Here is a 2,149-nt window from a genome sequence, read left to right on the forward strand (position 1 = left end):
ACGGCAGGCGGGCATTCATTTCACCCCCAAGCAACTGTTCCAGCACCAGACCGTGCAAGGTTTGGCGGCCGTGGCGCGGGTGGGCGAGCAGGGCGGTGTACAGATCGACCAGGGGCCGGTGACCGGCCAGGCGCTGCTGCTGCCGATCCAGCAGTGGTTCTTCGAACAGGACATCCCGGACCGGCATCACTGGAACCAGTCGTTGCTGCTGACCCCGGGCCAACGCCTGGAGGCGTCAGTGCTGGAGCAGGCATTGCAGGCACTGGTGGCGCACCACGATGCCCTGCGCCTGGGCTTTGAGCAGCGAGACCATGGCACCTGGCAGGCGTATTATCATGCGCAGGGCGGTCAGCCCGAGCCCCTGGTGTGGCAGGCTGTGTTGCCTGAGGTGGCCGGGCTCAAGAGCTTGTGCGACAAGGCACAGCGCAGCCTTGCGCTTGGGCAGGGACCGCTGATTCGAGCGGTGCTTGCTGAGGTGGGGGACGATGAGCAGCGTTTGCTGCTGGTGATCCATCACCTGGTAGTGGATGGTGTTTCGTGGCGCATCCTGTTGCAAGACCTGCAGACTGTCTACGCTCAACTGCAGGCCGGGCAACCGATCGTGCTGCCTGCCAAGACCAGCTCGACCAAGGCCTGGGCGGAGCACATGCAAGCCCATGCCAACAGCGACACCCTACGGCAGGAACGGGAGCAATGGGCTTCGTCCCTGGCGGGCACGAACCCCGAACTGCCCTGCAAGAACCCGCTGGGCTCGCAGCAGGGGCGGCACGCCGCCCGGGCGCACACACGCCTGGACAGCACGCTGACCCGGCAGTTGTTGCAGCAGGCCCCCGCTGCTTACCGTACGCGCATCAACGACTTGTTGTTGACGGCTCTGGCCCGCGTGATCGGGCGGTGGACGGAGCACGATGACGTGCTGGTTCAACTGGAGGGGCATGGCCGCGAGGAGCTCTTCGATGATGTTGATCTGACCCGCACCGTGGGCTGGTTTACCAGCTTGTATCCCGTGCGTTTGAACCCTGTGGGGTCAATGGCCGACTCGATCAAGCACATCAAGGAGCAACTGCGCGCGGTGCCGAACCAGGGCATCGGTTTCGGTGCGTTGCGCTACCTGGGTGATACGGCGGCGCGCGAAGCGCTGGCGCGCTTGCCGGTGCCGCGCATCACCTTCAACTACCTGGGCCAGCTGGACGCGGCGTTGGCCGATCCCGACGCTGGTGGCGTCGACGCGCCGTTCCTGAGGTTGGCGCAGGAAGGCACCGGTGACAGCCAAAGCCTGGAGGCGCCGCTGAGCAACTGGCTGACCCTCAATGGCCAGGTACAGGGGGGTGAATTGATCCTTGGCTGGAGCTTCAGTCGCGAGGTATTCGACGAACAGACCATTCAGCGGCTTGCCGACGAATATGCCGCTGAGTTGGCCTTGCTGGTCGGGCACTGCCTGGCTGACGACGCCAATGGCCTGACTCCTTCCGATGTCCCGCTTGCCGGCTTGGACCAACGGCAGCTCGATAGCCTCGCCACTGTCGGTATGGAGGATATCTACCCGCTCTCACCCATGCAGCAGGGCATGCTGTTCCACTCCCTCTACGAACAGCAGACAGGCAGTTACATCAACCAATTGCGCGTGGACGTGCAGGGCCTGGACGTGCAGCGGTTCCACGACGCCTGGCAACAAGCGGTGGACGCCCATGATGTGCTGCGTGCACGCTTTCTGACGGGTTTCGAGCAAGCGTTGCAGGTGGTGGACAAGCAGGTGGCCATTGCATTCAGCAGCCAGGACTGGTCCGGGCGGCCCGATGTGGCCATGGCGCTGGACACGTGGGCCCAGGCGGATCGTCGCGCCGGTTTCGACCTGCACGCGGGCCCCTTGCTCAGGATGGCTGCGTTCAAGATCGATGATGATCGTCACCACCTGGTCTACACCAGTCACCACATTCTCATGGACGGCTGGAGCAATTCGCAGTTGCTGGGTGAAGTGCTGCAACGCTATGCAGGTCAGGTCCAGGTGGTCAAGGCGACACCTTATCGCGATTACATCCAGTGGTTGCAGCAGCAGGACGCTGCCCGCAGCGAGGCTTTCTGGCTGCAGCAGCTCGAGCCCTTGCAAGCCCCCACGCGCCTGGCTCCGGCCATGCGTCAGGACAAGGCC

General features: G+C 64.0%; 1 protein-coding gene. It reads left to right on the top strand.

What is annotated here, in order from left to right:
• A partial coding sequence (locus tag QBK88_RS30635; protein ID WP_277965038.1) for a condensation domain-containing protein occupies nt 1-2,149 on the top strand: 2,149 nt, incomplete at both ends.

The organism is Pseudomonas sp. RIT-To-2 (assembly GCF_029623465.1).
In the GTDB taxonomy this organism is placed as follows: Bacteria; Pseudomonadota; Gammaproteobacteria; order Pseudomonadales; family Pseudomonadaceae; genus Aquipseudomonas; species Aquipseudomonas silvicola.